Genomic DNA, 21,421 nt, shown 5'->3' on the forward strand with positions numbered 1-21,421 from the left:
GAGGGGACCCGGTAGCGTGAGTCGACGATTCACAAGGTCCCCCATTGGTAGGAGTCCCGGTGACGCAGAGTGGACAGGGCGAGCCCGCGCGCGAAGGCATCGTGCTGCCCTCCGACGGTGGCGAGCCCCTGTTGCCGGGTATGACGGGCAGCCCCGTCCCCGTCGCGCAGCCGCCCGCCCCGGCCGCCGCGCCCTCCGAGGGCCGGTCCTGGGGCCAGCCGTGGGGCCCCGGCCACCAGCAGAGCCCGCAGCCCGATCCGGCCGGCCAGGGCTGGCCGCAGGCGGCCGGCCAGGAGTGGGAGTCTCCGGAACCGCCGCAGCTGCCGCCCGCCTGGACCGCCCAGTCGCACGCCGCCCAGTCGCACGCCGCCCAGGCCCAGGCCGTCCAGGCCCATGCCCCCGGCGCCGGTGCGCTGCCGCCGGAGGGGGCGCCCGCCCCGTCGTACGGCGGCGGCTACGACCAGTCGTACGGCTACGGCGCCCCGCCCCAGCAGTCGTACGGCGCCCCGCTGCCGCCGGCCGCCGGCCAGGACCCCTACGGGGCTCCGGGCGCCGCGCTGCCGCCCGCCGTCCCCCAGGGGGGCCACGGCGGCTACGGCGGTGGGCTGCCGCCCGCCGACGAGGGCGCCACCCAGTTCCTCCCGCCGGTGCCCGCCGCGCCGGTGGACGAGGGCGCCACCCAGTACATACCGTCCGTCCCGGCGGCCTCCGAGGGCGCCACCCAGCTGATACCGCCGGTGGGCGCCGGTGCGCTGCCGCCGGAGATGTCGCACGGGCAGACCGCCTTCCACGGCGGGGCGGCGGCTCCGGCGCACTCGGACGCCGACGCCACCCAGTACATCCCGCCGTACCCGGCCGGTGGACAGCAGGGCGGCGACCGGCAGCCGCCCGCGGAGTTCGACAGCCTCTTCCGCAGCACGCCGGGCGGCGAGCCCCCGGCCGCGGCCACGGCCTATCTGCCGCGCTTCCAGGAGCAGCCCCAGAGCGGCTACCAGCAGCCGCCGGCGTACACCCCGCCCCCGACGTCGTTCGACCACGGCGACGCCGACGACGGCCGGAGTGGTCGCGGCAGGTCGAAGGTGCCGCTGATCGCGGCCGTCGGGGTCGGCATCGCCGTGCTCGGCATCGGCGCCGGTGCCCTGCTCAGCGGGAGCGGCGGGGACTCGGGCGAGACCGGCAAGACGGTGGCCGCGTCCGCCTCGGCCGGCAGCACCTCCTCGGCGGCCGCGGGCGACCCCGCGAAGGCGCAGGCCGTCGCCCTGGACAAGCTGCTCGCCGACAGCGGCAGCAGCCGGGCCTCGGTGATCAACGCCGTGGCCCGGGTGAAGCAGTGCCAGAACCTGGACGGTTCCGCCTCCGACCTGCGCAACGCCGCCCAGCAGCGCACCGAGCTGGTCACCCGGCTGTCCAAGCTGTCCGTGGACAAGCTGCCGGCCAACGCCGAGCTGAGCACCGCCCTCACCAAGGCCTGGCAGGCCTCCGCGAACGCCGACAGCCACTACGCGGCCTGGGCCGACCAGGTCAAGGGCAAGCACGGCTGCCGCAAGGGCCAGGCCCGCAGCACCGGCCAGACCGCCGCCGGCAACCAGGAGAGCGGCACCGCCAGCAGCCAGAAGGTGAAGGCGGCCGCGCTGTGGAACACGATCGCGAGCAAGTACGGACTGACCCAGCGGCAGCCGACCCAGCTGTGACGGCCGGGCGGTGCCCGCGCGGGCCGGTCAGCTCAGGTCGGCGCTCTCCAGGATCTTGGTCATGTCCAGGGCCTGCTTGTTCGCCGACTGGAGCAGGCCGCCCTTGACGGTCTGGACGTTCACGTCGGTGTTGACCAGCCGGGCGAAGCCGGCCGCGGCCAGCTTGCCCTGGTAGGGCCAGGACAGGGTCGGGGTCAGACCGCCGGTGGAGACCTTCAGGCCGTCGTTGAGGGCGCGCCGCACGCTGTCGGCGCTGGCTCCGTCGTCGCCGGTCTTCTCCAGCGCGGCGGTCAGGACCTGGTAGGCGATCCAGGTGGTCTGCACCCCGGCGTCGGCCGGATCGATCCGGTTGTCGCCGAAGGCCTCCTTGCTGATGACCTTCTTCATCTCGTCCCAGCGCGGGTCCGAGGCGACCGGGTACCAGCCGGTGATGTACGACCCCTCGTACGGGCCGGACGCACCGCCGGTGGAGTTGATCACCGTCTGGTCGACGCTGCCGATCTCGGCGGCCGTCTTCACCTTCGGGTGGTCCTGGCGGGCGCGCTGGAAGCTGTCCATGAAGGTGGCCGTGCGGTCGCCGAGCTCGGGCACCACACAGCCCGTCCGCAGCGAGTCCGAGGCGGCGCTCTCCAGTGCCTTCTGCGACTGCTGGTCGTACTCGGTGAGGTCCTCGGCGGCGAGCTGGTCGGTCGCCTTGGCGTGGCCGGCCGCCTGGAGGCCCGAGTCGAGCAGCTGGGGCAGCTGGTCGCCGGCGATGCTGTCCGGGCGGACCAGGGTGACCGGGCCGCAGGTGTCGGCCAGCGCCTCCCCGAGTCCGGCGAGCAGGGTGAGCGAGCCGCCGTTGACCGGGTAGGAGACGGGGCTGGTGAACTCCTCGTTCGACGCCCCGTAGCCGCCTATGTAGGGGATCGCCGCGCCCTCCAGCGGGGCGAAGTAGGAGTCGCCGAACTGGCTGTAGGAGCCGACCACGGCGACGACGTTCTGGTCGACCGCGCGCTGGGCGCAGTTCGCGGCGCCCACGCTGCTGTTGTGGTCGTTGCAGGTGATGAGCTTGAGCTTGCGGCCGTGGATGCCGCCCCGGGAGTTGAGCCACTTGACGTAGGCGGAGGCGATGGCGGGCATACCGGGCTTGTTGGTGGCGCTGGTGCCCTGCGGCGCCCAGGTCATCACCTTGATCGCGTCGTCCGTCGAGGCCGACATCCCCGGGATGGAGCCGCAGCCGGCGGCGAGCGACGCACAGGCCGTCATGGCCGCGGCGGACAGCGCGGTGGCTCTGACACGCCGGTGGGTCGCGGGGAGGACGCTGCTGACGGTGGTGCTGAGGATGTGGCGCCTGCCGGTCATGGACATGCACGATTCCGCCACATCACTAACCGGGAAGTGACCCATGGTCAACGAACGGTGACGCGAAGGTGAATTGCGGGGGGTCGGTCAGGGGCGTGTGACGAGGAACGTACGATCGATGACCGTGCAAGGTTCGGAGAACTCTTCCCGTCGCGGCCGTCGCTCCTCCACCATGGGCGGCATGCCACTCAATGACATGCCGTGGTGGCGCTGGCGCAGCAATGTGCGCTCCGCGCTGCACATGCTCTCCGACCCGGAGTTCCAGCGGAACGTCTGGCTGGCCGGCCAGGACGGGTACGGCGACGTGACCGACGCGGTGTACCGGCTGGTCGAGGACACCTGGCTGGACAGCTGGTCCGCGGAGAAGTACGTCGGGACGATATTCCGCGACTCGCAGGAGGCGGCGCTCGTCGACACCGCCGTGCTGCGGGTGCTGCGGATCATGCACCAGGTCGGGCCGGACGCGCCGGTCTCCGCGTACCTGGACCACCAGGGGTGGCCGGACGCGGTCCGGGCGGCGCGGGACGCGCACCTGCGCCTCGCGGCGAGCGACGGCGACGACCCGGACGCCCCGCCGCGCACCCTCGAGGTGCTGCGGATCATGACGCGGGCGGCGTGAGTCCGCGAAGCGGACGCTGACCGGCGGGGCGGGCCGGACATGAGATTCTGTGGTGCATGACCGATCAGCCCACCCGAGCCCAGGCCGCCCCGGCCGACCAGTACGTCCTCACGCTCTCCTGCCCGGACAAAAAGGGCATCGTGCACGCCGTGTCGAGCTATCTCTTCATGACCGGCTGCAACATCGAGGACAGCCAGCAGTTCGGGGACCACGACACGGGTCTGTTCTTCATGCGCGTGCACTTCTCGGCCGACGCGCCGGTGACGGTCGACAAGCTGCGGGCGAGCTTCGCGGCGATCGGTGACTCCTTCCGCATGGACTGGCAGATCAACCGGGCCGACGAGAAGATGCGCGTCGTCCTCATGGTCAGCAAGTTCGGTCACTGCCTGAACGACCTGCTCTTCCGGGCCCGGATCGGTGCGCTTCCGGTGGACATCGCGGCCGTGGTCTCCAACCACACCGACTTCGCGGAGCTGGTGGACTCGTACCACATCCCCTTCCACCACATCCCGGTGACGAAGGAGACGAAGGCCGACGCCGAGGCCCAGCTGCTCGACCTCGTCCGCGAGGAGAACGTCGAACTGGTGGTGCTGGCCCGCTACATGCAGGTCCTCTCGGACGACCTGTGCAAGCAGCTGAGCGGCCGGATCATCAACATCCACCACTCGTTCCTGCCGAGCTTCAAGGGCGCGAAGCCGTACCACCAGGCGCATGCGCGGGGCGTGAAGCTGATCGGTGCGACCGCGCACTACGTCACGGCGGACCTGGACGAGGGCCCGATCATCGAGCAGGAGGTCGAGCGGGTCGGCCACGACGTCACCCCGGACCAGCTGGTGGCGATCGGCCGCGACGTGGAGTGCCAGGCGCTGGCCCGCGCGGTGAAGTGGCACGCGGAGCGCCGCATCCTGCGCAACGGCCGACGGACGGTCGTCTTCGGCTGACGGTCGCCCGAGGGGCGGGGTGGTTTCCGTCGTACGGCGACCGCGTCCGCGCGGGGGCCTTTCGCGCGGTTCCCCGCGCCCCCACAAGCGAAAGGCGGGCGCGGCCCCGTCTTTTCAGGGGCGCGACCAGCCGCGCGACCAGCCGCGAACCACCCGCGGCCGCCGCTAGTGGCCGGTCACGTCGTTCGCGGCGGTCTCGATCAGGTCGGTCACCGCGCCCGGCCGGGAGGCCAGGGAGGCGTGCGAGGCGGGCAGTTCGACCGTCTTGCGCGGCTGGATCCGCTCGGCCATGCGGCGCTCGACATCGGGGTGGATCATGCGGTCCTCGGTGGACACCTGGTACCAGGACGGCTTGCCGCGCCAGGCCGGGGCGGTGACGGCGTCGCCGAAGGTCGAGGCGAGCGGCGCTTTCTGCGTCACGGCCATGACCAGCGCCTCCTCGGGCGTGAGGTCCTGCGCGAAGCTCTCGTGGAAGCGGTCCTGCCTGATCCACAGATAGCCGTCGGAGTCCGGCGTGATGTTCGGGAACGCGGCCGGCGGCTGCTCCTCGCTGAGCGCGCCCGGGCTCTCGCCCGCGTCCGGCGCGAACGCCGCGACATAGACCAGGGCCGCCACGTTCGGCAGGTCGCCCGCCTCGGTGATGACGGCACCGCCGTACGAGTGCCCGACGAGCACGACGGGGCCGTCGACCTGGCGGATCATCTTCCGGGTGCGTTCGGCGTCGTCCGCGAGGGAGGTCAGCGGGTTCTCGACGGCGTGCAGGTCACGGAAGCCGCGGCGGTGGAGTTCGGTGACGACCTTGGACCAGTGGGCGGCGCCGCCCCAGAAACCGTGGACCAGGACGACGGCGGGCCTGTCGGCCATGAGGGGCCTTCCTGCGAGGAGCGAGGAGCGGGTGTACCGCTCAGCTTCGTGGACCGACGGCGACCCCGCGCGCCGTGGACCGCCCGGCGATCTCACCCTGGAGGGTGAACTGCCGCGGATTTCAGGTCATTCCGCTCGGTGAGTCCTGTGAGATAACTACAGTCATATCGACGCCACGGCGGACCTCTCCGTAAAGGTGGTCTCCCTGGCGTTCCCCGGCGTCGTCCGGCGGAATTCGAATCGGCAAGCAATCGCATGGGGGGATTGTTGTGTCAACCGATCACTTTACCCTTTTCCAGGCGGCACTCGGAAATCCGGACCGGCCGACCAAAGTCATTCTGTTCGCGGACCTCTCGGGTTCCACGGAGATGAAGGGGAAGACGGCCGAGGTCTCCTGGCTTCCGACCATCGGGAAATTCCTCGACATCACGGAGACCGCCGTCACGGAGAACGGCGGAACCGTGGTGAAGTACCTCGGTGACGGCACCCTCGCCGTCTTCGACGGCGACCACGCCGCCGAGGCGATCTGCGCGGCCATCAGAATCCAGGAGATGCTGCGCAAGGAGAACTCGCCGGAGAAGGGGGTGCTCCGCGACTGTTACGCCTCGGTGGGCATCGCGACCGGGCGCGTCGTCGAGTACGAGGCCCCGGGCGGCAGCCTGGACTACGTGGGGTCGGTGGTGGACCTCGCCGCCAGGCTCTGCAGCGCCGGGAACTCCCAGGCGGTGTGGGTCGACAGCGCCACGGTCGCCTCGGCGATCATGAACAAGGTCTCCTCGGAGATGGGCCGCGTCCATGACTTCTCCCCGGACGACTACCTTTCCGACGAATGGAAGGTGGAACTGAAGGGATTCGCGAAACCCATCAAGTACCGGGAGATCATCTGGCTCAGCAAACCCTTCGGAGCCACGAACGCGGTCGTCAACGAAATCACCGAGCGAACCGCGGCACATGGCGCACAGGGAGACCGGCCCGCCGGTCCACCCGCCGCGCAGGTGCCCGAGGACATTCGTGAGGGCGTGGTCAAGAGGTGGGATCCGGCCCAGGGACGCGGATTCATCTCGACCACCTCCGACGGCGACTATTACGTCGACCGGCGCTATGTCGTCAGCGGCGAGGACCTCACCGAGGGGCGTTCCGTCAGGTTCGTGGCACGGGCGCCGTTCAAGGAGGGAGCCCGCCCCATCGCCGGCTGCACCGTCCAGGAGGGGCACCGGGTACCCGGAACCTTCCAGCGGGTGTTCCCGGACCGGAATTTCACTTTCGCCGACGTCCTCGACGGGCTGGGAAACCGGCAGCGCCTTTTCGTGTATCTCGGGGACGGCGCGGCGGAGCACCGTTCGGGCGAAGCGGTCCTCCTGGAGGTCACCCGCAACTACCGGGGCATCTCCGGCCACCTCGTCACGGCGGACCAGACAGGCGGGAGCGGCACCGGTGAGCAGCCCTGATCCGGGCCCGGCCCGGGAGGCCCTGGCGGAGGTCCGCACGGAGCTGGCGCGGGCCGACCAGAAGGCCGCGATCCTGCTCGCGCTGTTCTCCGCCATCGCCGCGGGGATCATCGCGACGCTGGCCACCCGGAGGTCCGGGCTGTTCGCCCTCTGGAACGGGGTCGAGTGGATGGCGTGGGCGGGAGTCGGCTGCCTGGCGTGCAGTCTCGTCCCGCTGCTGGTCTGCGTCCGGCCGAACGGGGCCGGCCGGCTCCGGGGAAGCGCCTACTTCGCGTTCTACGCCCAGTACGAGGGGCGCCCGGACGAGCTCTTCGCCCACCTGGCGTCGTCGGTCGCCGCCGCGGACGAGGAGCGGTGCGGTCAGCTGGTCGACCTGTCCGTCCTCGCCACGCGCAAGTACCGGCTCATCGCCCGCGCGGTCGACCTCCTGGGCTGCGCACTGATCCTCATCGCCGGGGCGATGCTGCTCGACGCCCTGCACTGAGGGCGCCGGAGCGCACGCCGGGAGCGCCGGGAGTCCTGAGACCGGTGTCCGGCCACGTCCGGTTACATCCGGCTCAGGCTCGCCGCCGCGAACAGCACGTCCCTGATCGCGGAGCGGTCGCCGAGCTGGCCCGCGGCAGCCTCCTCCGGCGGTACGTGGCCCGCGGCCAGCCGGCAGAACTCCACGTCGTCCAGGGCCACGTGCGCCACCTCGAACTCGGCGGAGCCCACCGCCCCCGGCGAGTCCAGCGGGATCAGCCACTCGCCGCCGCCGCTGCCCTCGATCTCCAGGCGCAGGCTCCGGCCCGGCTGCCCCGCGGGGACCAGGTGCGGGGTGGGACCGGGCGCCGCGAGACCCGCCTGCCGGCGCGCCGCCAGCGCGGTGGGCAGCATCCGGGCCGCGAGGTCGATCATCCGGTGCAGGTGCCGCGGGGCCGGCGGTCCGTAGGGATAGTCCACGGCCTCCGCGATGTCCTCCGCGTGCACCCAGCACTCGAAGGCACGGTCCAGCATCGCGTCGTGCAACGGCAGTTCGAAGTCGCCGTACGACACCCCGAGGCGTCCGGCGCCGCCGCCGGTGAAGGAGACGGTCTGTACGAGCCGGTGGCTCTGCTCCCGCCAGGGCACCCGCACCGCGCGCGTCGGCGGGAAGTGCGAGGCCTGCCAGAACGCCTCGGTACGGGCGGCCGGGCCCTGTGCCCCGGCCGCCCCCAGCGGGTCCTCCAGACCCAGTGCCGTCGCCACCAGCCCGTCGACGGACAGCAGATGCGCGATCACTCCGGCGACCGTCGTCCGGCGGCTCGCCGGCACCTCGCCGTCGAACCAGCGCAGCCGCACCGGCGCATGCCACTCCGCGTCGCCGATGTCCTGCAGCAGGGCGTCCAGGCGGGCCGTCTCCGCGTCGTAGGGGCCGGCCCAGGCGGGGAGCGGGATCCTGGCCGGCCGGCGGTCCAGGCAGGCCTCCAGGACCCGGGTGCGCAGGCCGGGGTCGAGGTCCAGGCTCTCCGGCTGGTGCAGCAGGCCGACGGCCTCGCGCAGCCGCCGCGCCTCGTCCGCGCAGGCCCCGCAGTCCCCGAGGTGGACCTCGACGGCGAGGGCCTCGGCCGTCGAGCAGGCGGCCAGCGCCCACGCCCCGAGCAGTGACTTCAGGACGTCGTGCGGCAACTGCAGCGGTACGGGCGGCAGGTCGGGCGGCTCGGGCAGCGGCTGCCCGCCGTCCTCGACGGAGGCCCGGGGCAGCGGTATGCGCGGCGGCCTGCCGAGGCCGCCACCGCCGTCGCGCGGCACGTCCCCGTCCCCGGAGCCGGTGCCGTCCTGCGCCCCGGAGAACTCGGCGCCGGTCACGCCCCACCTCCGTAGCCGGGCGGTGTCCCGGCGTCGTGCGCGGTGGACAGCAGCTGGAGGCCCAGGCGCAGCCGGCGGCGGGCCTCGTCCTCGGTGACACCGAGGTCCACCGCGGTCTGCCGGTAGTCGCGGCGCTGGAAGTAGGCGAGATCCAGGGCGGCCCGCAGCGGGGCCGGCATGGAGTGCACGATGTAGTCCGCGCGGGCGGCGACGGAAGCCCGCCGCACCTTGTGCTCCAGCTCCTCGGCGGCCTGAGGGGAGGAGCTGTCGCCCGGGGCGAGCGCGGCGGTCTCGGTGGCCCTGAGGCGCTGCACGGCGAGCCGGTGGGTCAGCGCGGCGAGCCAGGAGCGCAACGGCCCCTGCCGGGGGTCGTAGGCGTCCGGATGCTCCCAGACCCGGGCGAAGACCTCGCGGGTTATGCCGTCGGCGGCGTCTTCGTCCCCGAGGACGCGGTGGGCGAGTCCGTGCACGAGCGAGGCGAAGCGGTCGTACAGCTCACCCAGGGCGGCCGCCTCGCCGCGGGCCAGCCGCTGCTGCATCTTGCGGTCCCAGCGGGGCGGTACGTCCTTCTTCGTCATGCGGCCCCCTCGCCGTGTCCGTGTCCAGCGTGTCTCCACCGTCTCCTCGAATGTAGTCGGCACGTCCGGTGACGCACGCCCCTTTATGGCAATGCGCGCCCCTTGCCGGACTGCCGGTGGTAGGAGGCGCTCCTGCCGAACTCTCGGTTTCCGATCGAACAGGATTGACCATGACCGAAACAAGCCCCTCTCTGATCGATGCTCGTTTGTCGTTCGGGGTTTCGGGGAACGGCCGCTGGGCAGCCGCGCGACAAGAAGCGTAGGAACTGGCTCCGTTTCCGGGCGGTTCCGGAGATCCGGCGAGCGGAGGGCTGAGCCGTGGCTTTCAAGGTGACCGGCGTCGAACAGGGCGAGTGGGCCGTACTCGGGGTGTCGGGCGAACTCGACCTGGTGACTTCGCCGGTGCTGCGCCAGCGGGTGCACGACGTGGTCGCCGAGGGGCACCACAGTCTGGTCCTGGACCTCTCCGACGTCTTCTTCTGCGACTCCAGCGGGGTCGGGGTCCTGATCGCGGCCCGCCGCCTGATCCGCTCCTGCCGGGGCCGGCTGCGGCTGATCCTGCCCGCTCAGGGCGCGAGTGACGGTTCTCACGTCAACCGGGTCCTCGGCGCCCTCGGCGTACGACGGCTGTTCGAGGTCTACGCCGATCTCGACAGCGCGACCACCGACGAGGCGGACCCGCTCTCCGCGTGACCGGAGTGACCGGAGAGACCGGACTGACCGGGGTCCATAGCCGATGATCACGACAGTGCCACGTTGTTGTCGCGGAATTCCCCCGGTCTTGGCACAACCGTCGGTTTCCGGCTCCCGGGCCGCCGCCGCGTCGTACGCTCCCTGCGAGATGAACCCCCACGTCACGTAAGGCGGCCCGAACAGACATGGTCAGCACCGAGTACGAGCGACGGATCGCCGCCCGGTTCGCCACCTTCGACCAGGACGGCAACGGCTGGATCGACCGCGAGGACTTCAACGCCGCGGCCAAGGCGCTGCTCGCCGAGTTCGGCGTCCCCGCCCGCTCCGACAAGGGCCAGGCCCTGTACGCCGGTGCGGAGGCCTTCTGGCAGGGCATGGCCGGCATGGCGGACCGGGACGGCGACCAGCGCATCACCCGGCAGGAGTTCGTGAGCGGCGCGGTCAAGCGGCTGCACGACAATCCCGAGCGGTTCGGCGAGATCGCCCGCCCCTTCCTGCACGCGGCCCTCTCCCTCGCGGACCGCGACGGCACGGCCACCGCGACCGTCGACGACACCGTGCGGGTGCTGCGCGTCCTCGGGGTCGCCCCGGAGCTCGCGCGGGCGATCGCGGCGGGCCTGGACACCGACGGCGACGGCAGGATCGCGGAGACCGAGATCGTCCCGGCGTTCGCCCGCTACTTCACGATCCCTGAGTAGGACGCTCCGCGGCGAGCGTTCCCGCACCGGGAGTTCCCGCATCGGGACTCCCCACATCGGGACTCCCCGAGAACCGCTCGCGCAGCTTGTACTTGAGCACCTTGCGCAGCGTCTCGTTGCGCGGAAGGGCGTCCACCACCTCCAGCCGCTCCGGCAGCTTGTGCACCGACAGCCCCTCCGCACGCAGATACGACACCGTCTCCGGGAGCGTCAACGCGACGGCCCCCGGCGGCTGTTCGACCACCGCGCAGACCAACTCCCCGCGTTCCGCGTCCGGCAGCCCGACCACCGCCACGTCGGCCACCGCCGGATGCGCGGCGAGCAGGTCCTCGATCTCCTTCGCCGAGATGTTCTCGCCCTTGCGGATGATCACGTCCTTGAGCCGCCCGGTAAGGACGAGATGGCCGGTCGCGGTCACTCGCCCCAGGTCGCCGGTGCGCAGGAAGCCGTCCTCGTCGAAGGCCGCGGCGGACTGCGCCGGGTCCAGGTACCCCTGGCAGACCGCCTCCCCGCGCAGCCGTACCTCGCCGCCCTCCGCGATCCGTATCTCCATCCCCTCCGGCGGCCTCCCCTCGGTCGTCGCCAGGTTCTCCGTCGTGTCGTCCGGCGCCCCCATCGTGATCATCGGCACCTCGGTCATGCCGTACCCGTGGGTCAGCTGCACCCCCATCTCGCGCACCACCGCGTGGTACACCTCCGGCGGCTTGGGCGCCCCGCCGCCGGCCAGCAGCCGCAGCGAGGGGATCACCGGCGCCCCGGGCTGCTTGCGCTGCTCGGCCAGGAACATCGAGTAGAACGCCGTCGACCCGCCCGCCACGGTCACCCCGTGCCTGCGGTACTCCGCCAGCGCGTCCGGCAGCGCGAACTGCTCGAACAGCACGGCCGGGAAGCCGTAGAGCAGCAGCATCACCGTGTAGTCGGGACCGGCGATGTGCGCGTAGGGGAACGCCATCGAGCCCACGTCGGCCGCCGTGAGCCGCAGCGCGTGCGCCAGACACGAGCCGCCCGCGATGAGCGACCGGTCCGTGTGCAGAACGCCCTTGGGGTCCGAGGTGGTTCCCGAGGTCCAGTAGATCCACCGGACGGAGGTGCCCTCGGCGGGCGGCGCGGGCAGCACGGCCGGGTCGCCGTCGGGCAGTCCGGCGTCGTCGTACGCCTCGAAGATCCCCTTCGCGCCCAGCCGGCGCGCCATCTCCGTGTGGTCGAAGCCGCGCCACACGCCCGGTACGGCGAAGAACTCGGCCCTGGACTCGCGCAGCGCGAAGCCGACCTCGCGGTCCCGGTAGAACGGGATGACGGGGGACTGGACGGCGCCCAGCCGGGCCAGCGCGAAGGACAGCACGGCCGTCTCGATCCGGGTCGGCAGCTGCCACGCGACCACGGTCCCGGGGCGCACCCCCATGCCGTGGAGGCCGGCCGCGACGCGTTCGGCACGCGCGCGCAGTCCGCCGAAGGAGAGGGTGCGGTCGCCCTGGAGGAACACCGGCCGGTCGGGGGTGAGTTCGGCGCGGCGGGCGGCCAGGTCCCAGAGGGTGCGGGAGGCGCCCAGTCCGTGTGCGACGGCGTCCGGATCGTGTGCGACGGCGCCAGGTCCGTGTGCGGTGGAGTCCGGTCCGTGTGCGGTGGCGTTCGTGGCGTCCATGGCCGGGCCCCCTGCTCGCTCCGTTAACTGACGAGTCGTCAGATCGTAGGTCCTGGCGCCTTGTCGGTCCAGGGGTGCGGGGCTAGCCTGCGATGTCCGACCAAGTCTGACGAGTCATCAGCTCCGTGGGGGTGCCTGCCGGTGGACCTGTCGTACACGCCCGAGGAGGAGGAGTTCCGGGCGCGGCTGCGGGAGTGGCTCGCCAAGGTGCTGCCCGGCCTCCCGCCGAAACCGGACCCCGAGGACTGGCCGGGCCGCCGTGCCTACGACCTCGGCTGGCAGCGCACGCTGTACGACGCCGGGTACGCCGACGTCCACTGGGGCGCCTCGCCGACCACCCGGCTGATCTTCCTGGAGGAGACCGAGAAGGCCGGCGCGCCCTATGTGGGCGCCAATTTCGTGGGTCTGCTGCACGCGGGCCCCACCATCGCCACCGAGGGCACCGAGGAGCAGCGGGCCCGCTGGCTGGCGCCGATCCTGCGCGGCGACGAGGTGTGGTGCCAGGGCTTCAGCGAACCGGACGCCGGCTCCGACCTGGCCGCGCTGCGCACGCGTGCGTGGCGCGACGGCGACCACTACGTGGTGAGCGGATCCAAGATCTGGACCTCGCACGCGGAGGTCGCCGACTGGTGCGAGCTGCTGGTGCGGACGGACCCGGCGGCCCCCAGGCACCGGGGCATCACCTGGCTGGCCATGCCCATGGACGCCCCGGGCGTCACCGTGCGTCCGCTGCGCACGCTCGCCGGGTCCGCCGAGTTCGCCGAGGTGTTCCTCGACGAGGTGCGGGTGCCGGTGGCCAACCGGGTGGGTGCCGAGAACGACGGCTGGCGCGTCACCATGGTGACCCTCTCCTTCGAACGCGGCACCGCCTTCGTCGGCGAGGTCGTCGCCTGCCGCCGGGTGCTCGGCGACCTCGCGCGCGTGGCGCACCGGAACGGCGCCTGGGACGACCCGGAACTGCGCCGCCGCCTCGGCCGCCTGAACGCCGAGTTCCGGGCGCTGTGGCGGCTCACCCAGTGGAACGTCAGCGAGGCGGAGGGCCGGGGCGTGCCCGGCGTCGGGGGCTCGGTGTTCAAGCTGCGCTACTCGCACGCGCGCCAGGAGCTGTACGACGCGGCGGCCGCCGTGCTCGGCCCCGACGCCCTCGACCTCGACCGGCCGTGGGTCCTCGACCGGCTCTCCTCGCTCTCGTACACCATCGCGGCCGGGACCTCGCAGATCCAGCGGAACATCGTGGCCGAGCGGATCCTCGGACTGCCGAAGGGGCGGTGAGCGGACGTGCGCTTTCGACTGACCGGTGACCAGGAGGCGTTGCGGGCGGGCATGCGGGAGCTGCTCGGGCGCCGGTTCGACGGCGCGGCGCTGCGGGCGGCCGCCGGTGCGCCGGGCCGGCTCGACCGGGGCCTGTGGCGGGAGCTGGGCGCCGCCGGGTTCTTCGCGCTGCGGCTGCCCGAGGCCGACGGCGGGGTCGGACTCGGGCTGCCCGAGGCCGTGTTGGTGTTCGAGGAGGCGGGACGGGCGCTGCTGCCCGGCCCGCTGGCGGCCACCCACCTGGCGGCGGCCGACGTGCCCGGCGCGGCCACCGGGGAGACCGTGGTGGCCCGGGTGGACGGCGGACTGGTGGAGTGGCTGGCCGAGGCCGACGAGGTGACGGGGGACGCGTCGGGGGCCGTACCGGTGCGCTCGGTGGACCCGTTGACGCCCCTGCACCGGGTCCCGGGGCCGGTCCCGGGACCCGCGCCGCGGCCGGTCCCGGGGCCGGCCGACCCGGTGGCCGTGCTCCTCACCGCCGCCGAGCAGCTCGGCACGGCCACGCGCGCGTGCGAGCTGGCCGTGCAACACGCCCGCACGCGCGTGCAGTTCGGTCAGCCGATCGGGGCGTTCCAGGCGGTCAAGCACCTGTGCGCCGAGATGCTGGTGCGTGCCGAGACCGCGCGGGCGGCCGTCTACGCGGCCGCCGTGACCTCCGCCCCCGCGGACATCGCGGCGGCCCGGCTGCTCGCCGACGAGGCCGCCGTACGCGGCACCAGGGACTGTCTCCAGGTGCACGGGGGGATGGGCTTCACCTGGGAGTCGGAGGTGCATCTGCATCTGAAACGGGCATGGGTGCGGGCACAGCGTGCCGGTTCGAATGCGGAGGGTGAGGAAATGCTTGCCGCGGAGCTGCTCGGCTGAGCGTTCGAAACGCCTCTGGTCTGCGGAATCGTGGGTCCGGCGGCCAGGATGTCGCGGATTGTGGCATACCGCTGTCACGGAGCGTTGATACCGGGTTGTGTCCAACGCGTGACTCGTCACGGCCTGGAGTCGAGTGTCCCCTCGGGTACCTTCTGTGGGATGCGAGTGGTTCCGAGGACGAGCCATGCCGGCGGAGCCGTCGAAGCGGCCCCGCCGCTCGGGGTGCGCCCCGCCGCCCGCAGGACGGTAAGGGCTTGCGCCCTCGCCTGTTCGACTCCCCGCCGCAAGCGTCGCACAGTATGCCGCAGGCGTACTCCTTCGCGCTGGAATATGCCCGAAGCGCTTGTTGGGGTGACTGTACGTCAACCATGCTGTCTCGTAAGGGAATCACGTTCCGTGACCCTTGCTCTGGCCGTTGTTCTGGCCATGCAGAAAATGGCTACGATCGTGGCCCTCGTCGTGCTCGTCGTCGCGGCTCTCGTCGTGGCGCCGGCTCGGCGCGGGTTCATGTGTCCGCCGGTTCGGATGGTGTGAGCGGTGCAGGTGCTTCAAGTGCAGCTGGAGATCCGGCCCGACCCCGCGGAGGTGGGGCGGGCCAGAAGGTGGGCCCGCTCGCGCCTCGCCGGGTCCGGCATAGCGGCGGACGAGCCGCTGGCCGAGACGCTGATCCTGCTCGTCTCCGAGCTGGTCACCAACGCGGTGGTGCACACCGGCCGTCCGGCCGTGCTGCGGCTCTCGCTGCCCGGCGCGGACCGCAGGGACGCCGACGACTCGGTCACCGTACGGCTGGAGGTCGCCGACGCCAGCGGCCGTGCGCCCGTGCCCCGGTGCGCCGACGGGGACGCCACCGGCGGCCGTGGCCTCGCCCTGGTCGACGGGCTCGCCGACCGCTGGGGCTGGAGCCCCGAAGGCGCCGGCAAGCGCATCTGGTGCGAACTCGACCGGTGTTCGCAGTCCGGGCAGGGCGCGGCGGTGGCGTACGGGGGCGGGCTCGCCTCGTACGAAGGGCTGGCCTTCGAGGCGGTGTGATCCCGGTGTGCGGCCATGCGCCGGGGTTGCATCCGTGCGCACCCATCGTGAAACGGGGCATAACTCGCAAAACCGCACGCGGGTGTTGACGCCTCGTGAGCGTGTGCTCACGCTTGAGGTCTGCGATTCGCCGCGAGGGGACGGCGAGGGTCTGGACGACGGGCGCCCTCGCCGCGTGTGGGTCGAGCCGGACGGCGGCGTGCGGGACCGGGCTCGGGGCGGGCCGGTGCGCGCGGCCGTCCGGGCGCGGGGGGAAATGGGGGAGGGCCGGTGTCACGCTGTCTCGGCGTGACACCGGCTGCCGGCGGGGGCGTTCACAGGACGGCGACGGGGGCGACCGGAGTGCCCGTCGCGCCGACGAACGGCTCGGGCATCGCGGACAGCAGGAACGCGTACCGGCCGGTTTCTCCACAGGCTGTGGACAACTCTTCGAGATTCCAGTTCTGGCCTTGCAGCATGCCCATCTCCACGAGATCCAGGGCGTGCACGGGCAGCCACAGGTCCTCGATCTCGGGCGGGAAGATCTCGAACGTGAGGGTGTCGTTCGCGACGGCGGCCACGTCGCGAGCGTGGAACCACTCCGGGGTGCGCACCGAAAGGCCCGGCGACGGGTAGCCGTAACCGTGCTTGTCCCCGGCGAGGTACACCTGCACCTGCCCGGTCCGTACGAGGACGACGTCGCCGCCGCGGACGGCCGTCCCGGCGAACTCCTCGGCCGCTTCGAGGTCTTCCGGGGTGACCGCGTGCCCGCCGGGCAGCCGGTCCACGCCACGCGCGCGTGCCACGTCCAGCAGCACCCCGCGCGAGACGACGTGCCGAGCCTTGTCGATCCCGGCGAACCCGGCGCCCCCGTGTGCGGTCACCGTGCTCGCCGGGCGGCCGTTGTAGAGCTTCCCCGAGTGCGAGACATGGGTGAGCGCGTCCCAGTGGGTGCCGGCCTGGAGTCCCATGGTCACGGCGTCGTCGCTGCACGCGACGGTCCCCGGGCCGAAGAGCTCCTGGTTGATCTGCACCATGGCGTGCAGCGGGTTGACCCGCCCGGGGATCATCCCGGTCTGTACGCCGTCCTCCCGGAGCGGGAGGGCGAGCGGCACCCGGCGCCCGGTCCTGACGCTCGCCACGGCCTCCCGCACCACGTCATCGGTGATCAGGTTCAGTGTGCCGATCTCGTCGTCGGCTCCCCAGCGCCCCCAGTTGTTGACGCGCTTGGCGATGTCGTGGAACGCGGGATGAAGCGTCGGCAGTGACATCTCGGTCCTCCCCGGGGCTTGTGTCCGCACATCAGACGCGCCATAAAATCTAACGGTCCGTCAGAAACCGCGGGAAGGGGCCGGGCGTGGGGAACTTCTTGGCAGGCAAGGTCGTCGCCGTGACGGGTGCGGGGCGCGGTATCGGACGGGCGGTCGCGGTGGCGGCGGCGGCCGAGGGGGCGAAGGTCGTCGTCAACGACTACGGCGTCGCGGTCGACGGCGCCTCGCCCACCAGCGAGGTCGCCGAGGCCGTCGTCAAGGAGATCGAGGCGGCGGGCGGGGCCGCGGTCGCGGTCGCCGACGACATCTCCACGATGGCGGGCGGGCAGCGGGTCGTGGACGTGGCGCTGTCGTCGTACGGGCGGCTCGACGGGGTCGTGTGCGTGGCGGGGATCCTGCGTGAGCGGATGCTGTTCAACATGGCCGAGGAGGAGTGGGACCCGGTTCTCGCCACCCACCTCAAGGGCACGTTCACGGTGTTCCGGGCGGCGTCCGCGGTGATGCGCAAGCAGCGCGCCGGCACCCTCGTCGGCTTCACCAGCGGCAACCACCAGGGGTCGGTCTCGCAGGCCAACTACAGCGCGGCCAAGGGCGGGATCATCTCGCTGGTGCGGAGCGCCGCGCTGGGCCTCGACAAGTACGGGGTGACCGCGAACGCGGTGGCGCCGGTGGCCCGGACCCGGATGTCGGCGGGCGTGCCGACGGAACTGACGGAGATCGGCGAGCCGGAGGACGTGGCGGCGTTCGTGGTCTACCTGCTGTCGGACGCGGCGCGGGACGCCGGGGTCACCGGGCAGGTCTACACGGTGGCCGGACCGAAGATCGCGCTGTGGGCCCAGCCGAGGGAGGTGCGGGCCGCGTACGCCGAAGGGGGCGGCTGGACCCCGGAGCGGATCGCGCAGGCGCTGCCGGGGAGCGTGGGGACGGATCCGATGCCGATGCTGGCACGGCTGGCGGCGATGGAGGCGGCGGCGCGGGCCGGGGAGCGACCGAACGCCTAGTGGGCAGGGGGGTGCGGTACATGCGCGGGTGCGGCGCCGTGGGGGTTGTTCGCGCAGTTCCCCGCGCCCCTGAGGGGGTTGTGGTGGTTCGGCGTTCGGGGGCTTGGCCGGGGGCGTGGTGTGCGGGCGGGTGCGGCGCCGTGGGGGTTCTCGCACAGTTCCCCGCGCCCCTGGGTCGGTTGACTGCACCGGCGGTCAAAGGGCCGGCCCGCCGGACCGCCCGCTTCACCCGGCTACCTGGTCCCTCCACACGGCCGGCTCCTCTTCTCTCCGCCGCGACGGCGATCGGCCATCGCGGTGGTGGCCGGCGGTTTTCGTACGGTCCTGAACCCGACGCAGTCTCTGGAGGTCACCGTGGAGTTCGGCGCAGCGCCGGAGGACGAGGTGTTTCGCAGTGAAGTCCGGGCCTGGCTCGATGCGCACGCCACGGCCGATGTGGACCGGCGTGACTGGGAGCGCGCGCTCGGGGCCGCCGGGTGGATCGGGATCGGGTGGGCCGAGGGCGGGTACGGGAACCGGACCGCCACGCTCACCCAGCAGGTCGCCTGGGCCGAGGAGTACGCGCGGTCGGTGGCGCCGGCGCGGTCCGGGCACATCGGGGAGAACCTGTTCGCCCCGACGCTCATCGCGCATGGCAGCGATGAGCAGAAGGCGCGGTTCCTGCCGGCCGTCGCCGCCGGCGAGGAGCTGTGGTGCCAGGGGTACAGCGAGCCCGGCGCCGGGTCCGACCTGGCCGGGGTGCGGACCGTGGCCGTACGGGAGGCGGACGGGTACCGCGTCTCCGGGCAGAAGATCTGGACCTCGCTGGCCCACGAGGCCGACTGGTGTTTCGTGCTGGCGCGGACCGAGGCGGGCTCGCGGCGGCATCACGGGCTGAGTTTCCTGCTGGTGCCGATGGACCAGCCGGGCCGTGTCGAGGTCCGGCCCATCCGGCAGATGACCGGCACCAGCGAGTTCAACGAGGTGTTCTTCGACGGGGCGCACGCGCGCCTTGAGCACGTCGTCGGCGGTGAGGGGAACGGGTGGCGCGTGGCCATGAGCCTGCTGGGCTTCGAGCGCGGGGTGTCCACGCTCGCCCAGCAGATCGGGTTCGCCCAGGAGTTGGGGCGGGTGGTGCGGGACGCCGTGGAGAGCGGGGCCGTCGGCGATCCCGTGGTACGGGAGCGGCTGGTGCGGCAGTGGGCCGAGTTGCGGGTGATGCGGTGGAACGCCCTGCGGACGCTGGGGAACTCGGCCACGGAGCCCGGCGCCCCCAGCGTGGCCAAGCTGCTGTGGGGCGGCTGGCACCAGCGGCTCGGCGAGCTCGCCGTGCTGGTGCGGGGCGCGGCCGCGAGCGTCGGCCCGGCCGGCTGGTCGGCCGCCGCACCGTACGAACTGGACGCCGCCCAGCACCTGTTCCTGTTCTCCCGGGCCGACACCATCTACGGCGGCTCGGACCAGGTCCAGCGCACGATCATCGCCGAGCGGGTGCTCGGTCTGCCGAGGGAACCGAAGGGGGTCGAGTCGTGATGCGCGCAGTGGTGTTCGACGGGAAGCAGGTGCAGGTCGTCGATGATCTGGACGTGCGGGAGCCGGGACCGGGGGAGGTGCTGGTCGCGGTGTCGGCGGCCGGGCTCTGTCACAGCGATCTGTCCGTGGTGGACGGGACCATACCCTTCCCCGTTCCCGTGGTGCTCGGGCATGAGGGTGCGGGTGTGGTGGAGGCGGTGGGTGTGGGTGTCACCCATGTGGCGCCGGGGGACCATGTGGCCCTGTCCACGCTCGCCAACTGCGGTGCCTGCGCGGACTGCGACCGAGGGCGGCCCACGATGTGCCGCAAGGCCATAGGGCGCCCGCAGAAGCCGTTCACGCGCGGCGGTCAGGCCGTGTACCAGTTCGCGTGCAACTCGGCCTTCGCGGAGCGCACGGTCGTCAAGGCCGTGCAGGCGGTACGGATCCCGAAGGACATCCCCCTGACGTCGGCCGCCCTCATCGGCTGCGGGGTGCTGACCGGTGTGGGCGCCGTGCTGAACCGCGCCCGCGTCGACCGCGGCGACTCCGTGCTGGTCATCGGCACCGGCGGGATCGGGCTGAACGTCATCCAGGGCGCGCGGATCGCGGGCGCGCTGCGGATCGTGGCGGTGGACGCCAACCCGGCCAAGGAGGAGGCGGCCCGGCAGTTCGGCGCGACGGACTTCCTGACCTCGACGGAGGGCGTGAAGGACCTGCTGCCGACCGGGGTGGACCACGCCTTCGAGTGCGTCGGCCGGGTCGAACTGGTCCGGCAGGCCGTCGACCTCCTCGACCGGCACGGCCAGGCCGTCCTCCTCGGCATGCCCGCCCCCACCGCGGAGGCGTCCTTCGCCGTCGCCTCCATGTTCCTCGACAAGTCCATCCTCGGCTGCCGGTACGGCTCCTCGCGGCCCCAGCACGACATCGCCCTCTACGCCGGGCTGTACCGCCGAGGGAGCCTGCTGCTGGACGAGTTGGTGACCGAGACGTACCCGGTGGAGGACTTCGAGAAGGCCCGCGCCGACGCGGAGGCGGGACGGGTGGCGCGGGGGGTGCTCACGTTCTAGGAGCGCGGGGCGGGTGGTCCACGGCGGTGGCGGACCTGTCGTCGTCGGCACCGCTCGCCCCGGAGCGGAAGGTGCGGCGGTACGCGGTCGGGGTGACGCCGAGGGCCGTCTGCAGGTGCTGGCGCATCGACTGGGCGGTGCCGAAGCCGGCGTCCCGGGCCACCTGGTCGACGGAGAGGCCGGTGGACTCCAGGAGGTGGCGGGCGCGTTCGACGCGTTGCTGGGTGAGCCACTGGCCGGGGCTGATGCCGGTCTCCTCGCGGAAGCGGCGCGTGAAGGTCCGTACCGACATGGCCTCCTGCTCGGCCATGTCGCGCAGCTGGACGGGCTCGTGGAGGCGGCCGAGCGCCCAGGCGCGGGCGGCCGTGGTGGTGGCCACCTGGGGGTCGGGGACCGGGCGGTGGATGTACTGGGCCTGGCCGCCGTCCCGGTGCGGGGGGACGACCGTACGGCGGGCCACCTCGTTGGCGACGGCGGTGCCGTGGTCGCGGCGGACCATGTGCAGGCACAGGTCGATGCCGGCCGCGACCCCGGCGGAGGTGAGGATGTCGCCGTCGTCGATGAAGAGGACGTCCGCGTCCACCTCGATCCGCGGGAACAGCCGCTGGAGGTGGTCGGCCTCGGCCCAGTGCGTGGTCGCCGGGCGGCCGTCCAGGTAGCCGGCGGCGGCGAGGACGTAGACGCCCGTGCAGATGGAGGCGAGCCGGGTGCCGGGGCGGATGTGGGCGAGCGCGGCGGCCAGCTCGGGGGTGAGGACACCCTCCTCGAAGACCGGGCCCAGTTCGTACGAGGCCGGGATGATCACCGTGTCGGCGGTGGCCAGGGTCTCCGGGCCGTTCGGCACCTGGATCGCGAAGTCGGCGTCGGTGTCGACCGGTCCGGGCGGGCGGACCGAGCAGGTCACCACCTCGTAGAGGTGGCGGCCGCGGGTGTCCTTGGGGCGGCCGAAGATCCGGTGCGGGATGCCCAGCTCGAAGGGGAGCAGACCGTCGAGCGCCAGGACGACCACACGGTGCGGGCGGAAGCCGGGACCACTGCTCATGGCCCGATCCTAGCGAATGCT

General features: G+C 72.5%; 21 protein-coding genes. 14 read left to right on the top strand and 7 right to left on the bottom strand.

Annotated features, from left to right (window positions below; translation table 11 throughout):
• Positions 1-59: 59 nt before the first annotated feature.
• On the top strand, positions 60-1,691 hold the full coding sequence (locus IEZ11_RS20790) for a hypothetical protein (protein WP_189264318.1): 1,632 nt from the start codon (positions 60-62) through the stop codon (positions 1,689-1,691).
• A gap of 27 nt (positions 1,692-1,718) precedes the next feature.
• On the opposite strand, the gene IEZ11_RS20795 is transcribed toward IEZ11_RS20790, so the two are convergent.
• Positions 1,719-3,035: an ABC transporter substrate-binding protein gene (locus IEZ11_RS20795; protein WP_189264319.1), complete on the bottom strand. Its 1,317-nt coding sequence runs from the start codon at positions 3,033-3,035 to the stop codon at positions 1,719-1,721.
• A gap of 118 nt (positions 3,036-3,153) precedes the next feature.
• On the opposite strand from IEZ11_RS20795, the gene IEZ11_RS20800 reads away from it, so the two are divergent.
• Positions 3,154-3,654: an SCO4402 family protein gene (locus IEZ11_RS20800; RefSeq protein ID WP_189264320.1), complete on the top strand. Its 501-nt coding sequence runs from the start codon at positions 3,154-3,156 to the stop codon at positions 3,652-3,654.
• Between the two features lie 56 nt (positions 3,655-3,710).
• A complete protein-coding gene (gene purU / locus IEZ11_RS20805) occupies positions 3,711-4,595 on the top strand; it encodes a formyltetrahydrofolate deformylase (protein ID WP_189264321.1) in 885 nt (294 codons plus the stop codon).
• Between the two features lie 165 nt (positions 4,596-4,760).
• Here the strand turns inward: purU and IEZ11_RS20810 are convergent, their stop codons facing one another.
• Complete coding sequence (locus IEZ11_RS20810; RefSeq protein ID WP_189264322.1) at positions 4,761-5,459, bottom strand: alpha/beta hydrolase; 699 nt, start codon at positions 5,457-5,459, stop codon at positions 4,761-4,763.
• 269 nt (positions 5,460-5,728) lie between these two features.
• Between IEZ11_RS20810 and IEZ11_RS20815 the strand changes: the two genes are divergently transcribed.
• Entirely contained in the window at positions 5,729-6,907 is a 1,179-nt protein-coding gene (locus IEZ11_RS20815) for an adenylate/guanylate cyclase domain-containing protein (RefSeq protein WP_189264323.1), read from the top strand.
• Complete coding sequence (locus IEZ11_RS20820) at positions 6,894-7,391, top strand: Pycsar system effector family protein (RefSeq protein ID WP_189264324.1); 498 nt, start codon at positions 6,894-6,896, stop codon at positions 7,389-7,391. Before IEZ11_RS20815 ends, IEZ11_RS20820 begins: the two co-directional genes overlap by 14 nt.
• Positions 7,392-7,453: 62 nt before the next feature.
• On the opposite strand, the gene IEZ11_RS20825 is transcribed toward IEZ11_RS20820, so the two are convergent.
• Both IEZ11_RS20825 and IEZ11_RS20830 read right to left on the bottom strand, forming a co-directional pair.
• Positions 7,454-8,734 carry a maleylpyruvate isomerase N-terminal domain-containing protein gene (locus tag IEZ11_RS20825; RefSeq protein ID WP_189264325.1) on the bottom strand — a complete coding sequence of 427 codons (1,281 nt, stop codon included), beginning with the start codon at positions 8,732-8,734 and terminating at the stop codon, positions 7,454-7,456.
• A complete protein-coding gene (locus IEZ11_RS20830; RefSeq protein ID WP_189264326.1) occupies positions 8,731-9,312 on the bottom strand; it encodes a sigma-70 family RNA polymerase sigma factor in 582 nt (193 codons plus the stop codon). The genes IEZ11_RS20825 and IEZ11_RS20830 overlap by 4 nt, the downstream gene beginning before the upstream one ends.
• A gap of 318 nt (positions 9,313-9,630) precedes the next feature.
• Here IEZ11_RS20830 and IEZ11_RS20835 point away from each other — a divergent pair, with 318 nt between their 5' ends.
• Positions 9,631-10,005 (top strand): STAS domain-containing protein, encoded by a 375-nt coding sequence (locus tag IEZ11_RS20835; RefSeq protein ID WP_189264327.1) that lies wholly within the window; start codon positions 9,631-9,633, stop codon positions 10,003-10,005.
• Between the two features lie 185 nt (positions 10,006-10,190).
• A complete protein-coding gene (locus IEZ11_RS20840; protein WP_189264328.1) occupies positions 10,191-10,703 on the top strand; it encodes an EF-hand domain-containing protein in 513 nt (170 codons plus the stop codon).
• Here the strand turns inward: IEZ11_RS20840 and IEZ11_RS20845 are convergent.
• The gene (locus IEZ11_RS20845) at positions 10,687-12,345 is read right to left on the bottom strand and encodes a class I adenylate-forming enzyme family protein (protein WP_189264329.1); all 1,659 of its coding nucleotides are present in this window, start codon (positions 12,343-12,345) and stop codon (positions 10,687-10,689) included. The genes IEZ11_RS20840 and IEZ11_RS20845 overlap by 17 nt on opposite strands.
• Before the next feature lie 141 nt (positions 12,346-12,486).
• Between IEZ11_RS20845 and IEZ11_RS20850 the strand changes: the two genes are divergently transcribed.
• The 4 genes from IEZ11_RS20850 (at position 12,487) to IEZ11_RS20865 (ending at position 15,549) form a co-directional block, all read left to right on the top strand.
• On the top strand, positions 12,487-13,617 hold the full coding sequence (locus IEZ11_RS20850) for an acyl-CoA dehydrogenase (protein ID WP_189264330.1): 1,131 nt from the start codon (positions 12,487-12,489) through the stop codon (positions 13,615-13,617).
• Positions 13,618-13,623: 6 nt separating this feature from the next.
• Positions 13,624-14,520, top strand: a complete 897-nt coding sequence (locus tag IEZ11_RS20855; RefSeq protein ID WP_189264331.1) for an acyl-CoA dehydrogenase family protein — start codon at positions 13,624-13,626, stop codon at positions 14,518-14,520.
• A gap of 396 nt (positions 14,521-14,916) precedes the next feature.
• Positions 14,917-15,054 (top strand): hypothetical protein, encoded by a 138-nt coding sequence (locus tag IEZ11_RS20860; RefSeq protein ID WP_189264332.1) that lies wholly within the window; start codon positions 14,917-14,919, stop codon positions 15,052-15,054.
• 18 nt (positions 15,055-15,072) lie between these two features.
• Positions 15,073-15,549, top strand: coding sequence for an ATP-binding protein (locus tag IEZ11_RS20865; RefSeq protein WP_189264582.1), 477 nt, complete (start codon positions 15,073-15,075; stop codon positions 15,547-15,549).
• Positions 15,550-15,863: 314 nt separating this feature from the next.
• On the opposite strand, the gene IEZ11_RS20870 is transcribed toward IEZ11_RS20865, so the two are convergent.
• On the bottom strand, positions 15,864-16,799 hold the full coding sequence (locus tag IEZ11_RS20870; protein ID WP_189264333.1) for a cyclase family protein: 936 nt from the start codon (positions 16,797-16,799) through the stop codon (positions 15,864-15,866).
• 86 nt (positions 16,800-16,885) lie between these two features.
• On the opposite strand from IEZ11_RS20870, the gene IEZ11_RS20875 reads away from it, so the two are divergent.
• The 3 genes from IEZ11_RS20875 (at position 16,886) to IEZ11_RS20885 (ending at position 20,358) form a co-directional block, all read left to right on the top strand.
• Positions 16,886-17,800, top strand: coding sequence for an SDR family NAD(P)-dependent oxidoreductase (locus IEZ11_RS20875; protein WP_189264334.1), 915 nt, complete (start codon positions 16,886-16,888; stop codon positions 17,798-17,800).
• A 354-nt stretch (positions 17,801-18,154) separates the two neighbouring features.
• Positions 18,155-19,309, top strand: a complete 1,155-nt coding sequence (locus IEZ11_RS20880) for an acyl-CoA dehydrogenase family protein (RefSeq protein ID WP_189264335.1) — start codon at positions 18,155-18,157, stop codon at positions 19,307-19,309.
• On the top strand, positions 19,309-20,358 hold the full coding sequence (locus IEZ11_RS20885) for a Zn-dependent alcohol dehydrogenase (RefSeq protein ID WP_189264336.1): 1,050 nt from the start codon (positions 19,309-19,311) through the stop codon (positions 20,356-20,358). Before IEZ11_RS20880 ends, IEZ11_RS20885 begins: the two co-directional genes overlap by 1 nt.
• On the opposite strand, the gene IEZ11_RS20890 is transcribed toward IEZ11_RS20885, so the two are convergent.
• Positions 20,348-21,400, bottom strand: coding sequence for a GlxA family transcriptional regulator (locus IEZ11_RS20890; protein ID WP_189264337.1), 1,053 nt, complete (start codon positions 21,398-21,400; stop codon positions 20,348-20,350). The genes IEZ11_RS20885 and IEZ11_RS20890 overlap by 11 nt on opposite strands.
• Positions 21,401-21,421: the final 21 nt, after the last annotated feature.

This window comes from Streptomyces fuscichromogenes (assembly GCF_014645815.1).
Classification (GTDB): Bacteria; Actinomycetota; Actinomycetes; order Streptomycetales; family Streptomycetaceae; genus Streptomyces; species Streptomyces fuscichromogenes.